We start from the raw sequence: 6,324 nt of genomic DNA, 5'->3' as shown, positions 1-6,324 counted from the left end.
CAGGGCGCACGACACGAGCACCGGCACGGGCACCGGCACGGCGGATTGCGAATACCAATCCGATGATGCAGACTGTGCCAGCCGATATCATATTTTTTCTTGTGAAAACAAAGAACTCTCGGCAATACAGAAGTGGATGGGCATGGCAACCGAGTACGACGCTCCGCGCAAGACCGACGACGACACGGAGTCGATCGAGGCGCTCAAGGAGCGCGTCCCCGACAAAACATCGGGTTCAATCGACGTTGATGACGCCGATAACCCCGGCAGTTTCGAACTCGAGGGTGGGGACCTCAGTGAGCACGACCTCGACGTGGTCGTTCTTCCCGCACAGGCCGATGAGTTCACCTGTGTGGAGTGCTTCCTCGTGAAGCACCGTTCGCAGATCGATCACGAGACGAAACTCGGACCGATCTGCCTGGAGTGCGCGGCCTAACCAATCCCGCCAGATGCTCGTTGCTTCGCCGCGGAGATCGCGGCGACAACGGCATCGGGATGCCGCGTCGACACAACCCAGTACGGAGCGCTGTCTCGTTCGTCCAGATTCTGGATCTTCACCACCGGTGCGATCCACCCGCGAATGAGCAGCCACGTACGGGCGTCGAGCCGCACCCCACGTTCTGCCCGCGCCTCGTCGCCCTCGAACCCTTCTACGGTTCCCGCGATCGAGAGCGGAAGACTCGCCCGTCCCGCGCGAAACTCGATGTCGGTCACCTCTATTACGGGTCCGCCGAGGATGAGCAGGATGACACAGCTCGCGTAGAGCACGGCCGCCACGACGACCCCCGCCAGCAGGTTGATCGGCAGGAAGACCAGAAGGCTCGCGGGAATGACAAGGGCTGTTGCAACGAAGAGCCAGGGCGCAGGCCACAGTCTCTCTCGGTAGTGGGTGGTCATGCTCCTATTCGATCAGACTTTCTGAGCGCCGGATGTTCTGCACTACCCTCGTGACGTGCCCGATTCCGTAGAGGTTCTCATTTCGTCCGACTCCGTACCCGCGTACTCGCACCCCGGAGACGCCGGGGCCGACCTGACCGCGGCCGAGGCCGTGCACCTCGGGCCGGGGGAGCGCGCCACCGTACCCACGGGGGTGTCGATCGCTCTGCCCGACGGCTACGTCGCCTTCGTCGTGCCCCGCAGCGGACTCGCGGCGAAGCACGGGATCACCATCGTCAACAGTCCCGGCACCGTCGACGCGGGGTATCGCGGCGAGATCCGGGTGACCCTGCTGAACACGGACAGTTCGGTGGCGTATTCTGTGGCGGTCGGCGACCGCATCGCACAACTTATCGTGATGCCGGTATCGCGCGCGAGATTTATACCGGTACAGAAACTTCCCGGGAGCGACCGAGGCGATGGCGGCTTCGGATCCACCGGGTACAGCGCTACTAAGTCAGGAGACATCGCGTGAGCGACAACGAATTCGCAGCACAGGTAGACGACGACGCCAAGTCGGCGCCCGCCGACCGCGAGACCAACGGCCCGCTCGACGAGAGCGAGGCGAACGCGGTTCGCCCCTACGTCGACCTCGGCGGTGTGAAGATCGTTCCCCGCCCCGACCTGCAGCTGCGGCTCGAGGTCGAGGAGGGCAGCAAGCGCGTCGTCGCGGTCGGTCTCGACTACGCCGGCTCGTCACTGCAGGTGCAGCCGTTCGCGGCACCACGCACGAGCGGCCTGTGGAACGAGATCCGCGCGCAGATCGTCGACCAGATCCACAAGCAGGGCGGCACCACGACGATCGCCGACGGGCCGTTCGGTCCCGAGGTGCTCGCCGAGATCCCCGTGACGACCGCCGGGCAGACCGGCACGCGTCTCGCCCGTTTCGTCGGCGTCGACGGCCCACGCTGGTTCCTGCGCGGCGTCATCGCCGGTGAGGGTGCTGTCAACCCCGAGGCAGCAGCGCAGATCGAAGACCTCTTCCGCAGCATCGTCGTCGTGCGCGGCAACACCCCGATGCCGCCGCGCGACCTCATCCCGTTGAACATGCCGGCGGCCACCCCGTCGGGCGACGTCACCTCCAGCGCGACCGCCTGATAGACATGACCGATGATCGTGGCGATTCGCCGACTCCGCCGACGTTCACCGAGGCACTGTCGGCCGCGGCCCAGAACTCGGGCTTCGGCAGGGTGACCCCGGGGGAGACCCCGACCGCGAGCGCGCTCCTCGGCGCTATGGGCGGCGTGCGCGGGATCATCGAATCCCTGCTGCCGGGCTTCGTGTTCGTCTTCGTGTATGCCATCACGCAGGAGACGCTGCCGTCGGTGCTGATCCCGGCGGCGATCGCCGTGCTCTTCGTGCTGATCCGGCTCGTCACCCGCACCCCCGTGGTGCCGGCGCTGGTCGGGCTCCTCGGCATAGCCGTCTCTGCCGCTCTCGCCATCTTCTCGGGCGACGCGAAGGAGAACTTCGTTCTCGGGTTCTGGCTCAACGGCGCGTACGTCGTCGCGCTGCTGGTCTCGCTGCTCGCCCGCTGGCCGGTCATCGGCATCATCGTCGGGCTGTTACGCGGTGAGGGCACCGCGTGGCGCGCCGACCGGGCGAAGTACCGCATCGCGTTCGTGACCACCGTGCTGTGGACGTGCATGTTCGCCGCGCGACTGGCCGTGCAGGTACCCCTGTACTACGCCGACCAGACACAGCTGCTGGGCGGCGCGAAGCTCATCATGGGACTGCCGCTCTACGCCGCGACGCTGTGGGTGACCTGGCTGCTCGTGCGAGCGGTCTACGCCAAGGGCGCCGCCGCGACATCCGAAACCGACATCCGCGAGTAAAAGTATCTCGACGTCGAGATATATACTGGGACGAAATCGCTCGTACCACCCCTGAATTGCCGCACTCCGAGCCTTAGGCTTACCTTGCTGGCACGCTTCCGGGCGTACCTGTGAGTATGGAGTCAGGTCAGCAAGGGAGACGACACTATGTCCGCAGTAAACAGCTTCAATTCCAAGGACACCCTCACGGTAGGTTCAACCGACTACGAGGTATTCCGGATCGACAGCGTTGCCGGTCACGAGAAGCTCCCGTTCAGTCTGAAGGTTCTGCTGGAGAATCTGCTGCGCACCGAGGACGGTGCCAACGTCACCAAGAGCCAGATCGAGGCCCTCGGCAACTGGGTGCCCGAGTCGGAGCCCGACACCGAGATCCAGTTCAGCCCCGCCCGCGTGGTGATGCAGGACTTCACGGGCGTGCCCTGCATCGTCGACCTGGCCACCATGCGCGAGGCCGTCGTCGAGCTCGGCGGCGACCCGAAGAAGATCAACCCGCTGTCTCCCGCCGAGATGGTCATCGACCACTCGGTGATCGCCGACCTCTTCGGCTCCGAGAACGCCCTGGAACGCAACGTCGAGCTCGAGTACGAGCGCAACGGCGAGCGTTACCAGTTCCTGCGCTGGGGCCAGACGGCTTTCGACGACTTCAAGGTCGTGCCGCCGGGAACCGGCATCGTGCACCAGGTGAACATCGAGTACCTCGCGCAGGTCACCTTCACCCGCACTGTCGGCGGAGTGCTGCGTGCCTACCCCGACACCTGTGTCGGCACCGACTCGCACACCACCATGGTCAACGGACTCGGCGTGCTCGGCTGGGGCGTCGGCGGTATCGAGGCCGAGGCGGCGATGCTCGGACAGCCCGTCTCCATGCTCATCCCCAAGGTCGTCGGCTTCAAGCTCTCCGGAGCCATCCCCACCGGCGTAACCGCGACCGACGTGGTGCTCACCATCACGCAGATGCTGCGCAAGCACGGCGTCGTCGGAAAGTTCGTGGAGTTCTACGGCGAGGGCGTCGCCCAGGTACCGTTGGCGAACCGCGCCACCATCGGCAACATGAGCCCCGAATTCGGCTCGACCGCCGCCATGTTCCCGATCGACGACGTGACCCTCGACTACCTGCGCCTCACCGGCCGCAGCGACGAGCAGGTCGCCCTAGTCGAGCAGTACTCCAAGCTGCAGAAGCTGTGGCACGACGCGAGCGTCGAGCCCGTCTTCAGCGAGTACATCGAACTCGACCTCGCGACCGTCGTGCCGTCTATCGCCGGACCGAAGCGCCCGCAGGACCGCGTCGAGCTGAGCCGGTCGAAGGACCAGTTCATCCTCGACCTCGACGCCTACGCGTCGGCGGACCACTCGCTCGTCGACGAGGCTCTCGAGGGAACCTTCCCCGCCTCCGACCCGATCGGCCTCACGCCGCAGGACGAGGAGACCGCTCACGCCCACGTGCACACGAGCCACGCTCCGTCGACGGTGACGAACCCGGCTCGGGTCTCGCTCGACGACGGCACCGGCTTCACGCTCGACCACGGCGCGGTCGCGATCGCCGCCATCACCTCGTGCACCAACACGTCCAACCCCTCGGTCATGCTCGCCGCGGGCCTGCTCGCCCGCAACGCCAGCAAGAAGGGCCTCAAGTCGAAGCCGTGGGTCAAGACCACGCTCGCCCCCGGGTCGAAGGTCGTAACCGACTACTACGCGAAGGCCGGACTGACCGAGTACCTCGAAGACCTCGGCTTCTACACCGTCGGCTACGGCTGCACCACGTGTATCGGCAACTCGGGCCCGCTGCTCGACGAGATCTCCGAGGCCGTGAACCAGAACGACCTCGCCGTGACCGCCGTGCTCTCGGGCAACCGCAACTTCGAGGGACGCATCAACCCCGACGTGAAGATGAACTACCTCGCGTCGCCGCCGCTCGTCATCGCCTACGCGCTGGCCGGCTCGATGAACTTCGACTTCGAGAAAGACGCCCTCGGCGTCGGCAACGACGGCGAAGACGTCTACCTGGAGGACATCTGGCCCGACGCCGCCGAGGTGCAGACCACCATCGACACGTCGATCGACACCGACATGTTCCGCCACGAGTACTCCGGCGTCTTCGACGGCGACGAGCGCTGGCAGAACCTCCCGACGCCCGTCGGCGCCACCTTCGAGTGGGACGCGGAGTCGACCTACGTGCGTAAGCCCCCGTACTTCGATGGCATGACGATGGAACTGACCCCCGTGTCATCCATCGCCGGCGCCCGCGTGCTCGCAAAGCTCGGCGACTCGGTCACGACCGACCACATCAGCCCGGCCGGAAACATCAAGGCAGACAGCCCGGCGGGAAAGTACCTCGACGAGCACGGCGTCGGACGCAAGGACTACAACTCCTACGGATCGCGGCGCGGAAACCACGAGATCATGATCCGCGGCACGTTCGCGAACATCCGTCTCAAGAACCAGCTGCTCGACGGCGTCGAGGGCGGCTACACCCGCGACTTCACCCAGCCCGAGGGCCCGCAGGCGTTCATCTACGACGCCAGCCAGAACTACCAGGCGCAGGGCACCCCACTCGTCATCCTCGGCGGCAAGGAGTACGGTTCGGGCTCCAGTCGCGACTGGGCGGCGAAGGGCACGTCGTTGCTCGGCGTCAAGGCGGTCATCACCGAGAGCTTCGAGCGCATCCACCGCTCGAACCTCATCGGCATGGGCGTGCTGCCGCTGCAGTTCCCGGTGGGAGAGACCTGGCAGAGCCTCGGCCTCGACGGCACCGAATCGATCTCGATCTCGGGTGTGGAAGAGCTGAACGAGGGACGCACGCCGAAGACGCTGCACGTCGTGGCCGAGCCGACCGAGTTCTCGGCGGCGGGTAAGACGACCATCGAGTTCGACGCCGTATTGCGGATCGACACGCCGGGCGAGGCAGACTACTACCGCAACGGCGGAATCCTTCAGTACGTTCTGAGGTCGCTGGTCTAGGCTCGCAGGATGAGTCTGCTGGAGAAGATCACAGGTCCTCGCGACCTCGATGCGTTGTCACCGGGCGAGCTCGTAGACCTAGCCGCGGAGATCCGCCAATTCCTCGTCACCGAGGTGTCGAAAACGGGCGGCCACCTCGGACCGAACCTCGGGGTGGTCGAGCTCACGCTCGCGATCCACCGGGTCTTCGATTCCCCGCACGACGCGATCGTCTTCGACACCGGCCACCAGACCTACGTGCACAAGCTGCTGACGGGCCGCCAGGACTTCAGCAGGCTCCGCCTCGAGGGCGGGCTCGCCGGTTACCCCCAGCGTTCGGAGTCGCCGCACGACATCGTCGAGAGCTCGCACGCGTCGAGCTCGCTGTCGTGGGCCGACGGCATCTCGCGCGCCTTCACCATGACCGGCCAGACCGACCGCCACGTCGTCGCCGTGGTGGGCGACGGATCGCTCACGGGTGGCATGACATGGGAGGCGCTCAACAACATCAGCGACGACAACTCCCGCAACCTCGTGATCGTCGTCAACGACAACGGCCGTTCTTACGCGCCCACCATCGGTGGGATGGCGCACTTCCTCAACGACGTGCGCACCC

The 6,324-nt window shown here is 65.8% G+C and carries 7 protein-coding genes; 6 read left to right on the top strand and 1 reads right to left on the bottom strand.

What is annotated here, in order from left to right; translation table 11 throughout:
* Positions 1-142: 142 nt before the first annotated feature.
* Positions 143-436 carry a DUF4193 domain-containing protein gene (locus tag ACLQ6X_RS03655; protein ID WP_411698814.1) on the top strand — a complete coding sequence of 98 codons (294 nt, stop codon included), beginning with the start codon at positions 143-145 and terminating at the stop codon, positions 434-436.
* Here ACLQ6X_RS03655 and ACLQ6X_RS03650 read toward each other — a convergent pair.
* Entirely contained in the window at positions 433-897 is a 465-nt protein-coding gene (locus ACLQ6X_RS03650; protein ID WP_411698813.1) for a DUF3093 domain-containing protein, read from the bottom strand. The genes ACLQ6X_RS03655 and ACLQ6X_RS03650 overlap by 4 nt on opposite strands.
* 55 nt (positions 898-952) lie before the next feature.
* Here ACLQ6X_RS03650 and dut point away from each other — a divergent pair, with 55 nt between their 5' ends.
* From dut to ACLQ6X_RS03625, 5 genes are all read left to right on the top strand, one after another.
* Positions 953-1,411 carry a dUTP diphosphatase gene (gene dut, locus ACLQ6X_RS03645; protein WP_411698812.1) on the top strand — a complete coding sequence of 153 codons (459 nt, stop codon included), beginning with the start codon at positions 953-955 and terminating at the stop codon, positions 1,409-1,411.
* Entirely contained in the window at positions 1,408-2,034 is a 627-nt protein-coding gene (locus ACLQ6X_RS03640) for a DUF3710 domain-containing protein (protein WP_411698811.1), read from the top strand. The genes dut and ACLQ6X_RS03640 overlap by 4 nt, the downstream gene beginning before the upstream one ends.
* 5 nt (positions 2,035-2,039) lie before the next feature.
* On the top strand, positions 2,040-2,771 hold the full coding sequence (locus tag ACLQ6X_RS03635; protein ID WP_411698810.1) for a DUF3159 domain-containing protein: 732 nt from the start codon (positions 2,040-2,042) through the stop codon (positions 2,769-2,771).
* Between the two features lie 147 nt (positions 2,772-2,918).
* Positions 2,919-5,729 (top strand): aconitate hydratase AcnA, encoded by a 2,811-nt coding sequence (gene acnA, locus ACLQ6X_RS03630; RefSeq protein WP_411698809.1) that lies wholly within the window; start codon positions 2,919-2,921, stop codon positions 5,727-5,729.
* Positions 5,730-5,738: 9 nt separating this feature from the next.
* A partial coding sequence (locus ACLQ6X_RS03625; RefSeq protein WP_411698808.1) for a 1-deoxy-D-xylulose-5-phosphate synthase N-terminal domain-containing protein occupies positions 5,739-6,324 on the top strand: 586 nt, incomplete at its 3' end.

This window comes from Conyzicola sp. (assembly GCF_046714715.1).
Lineage (GTDB): Bacteria > Actinomycetota > Actinomycetes > Actinomycetales > Microbacteriaceae > Conyzicola.
The sequence above is the reverse complement of the archived record's forward strand: the minus strand, read 5'-3'. Positions and strand labels throughout refer to the sequence as shown.

What these genes read in the sequence shown, in the direction of transcription:
- ACLQ6X_RS03655 (WP_411698814.1), top strand. Translation starts at nt 143, where the DNA reads ATGGCAACCGAGTACGACGCTCCGCGCAAGACCGACGACGACACGGAG.
- ACLQ6X_RS03635 (WP_411698810.1), top strand. Translation starts at nt 2,040, where the DNA reads ATGACCGATGATCGTGGCGATTCGCCGACTCCGCCGACGTTCACCGAG.
- ACLQ6X_RS03650 (WP_411698813.1), bottom strand. Translation starts at nt 897, where the DNA reads ATGACCACCCACTACCGAGAGAGACTGTGGCCTGCGCCCTGGCTCTTC.
- acnA (WP_411698809.1), top strand. Translation starts at nt 2,919, where the DNA reads ATGTCCGCAGTAAACAGCTTCAATTCCAAGGACACCCTCACGGTAGGT.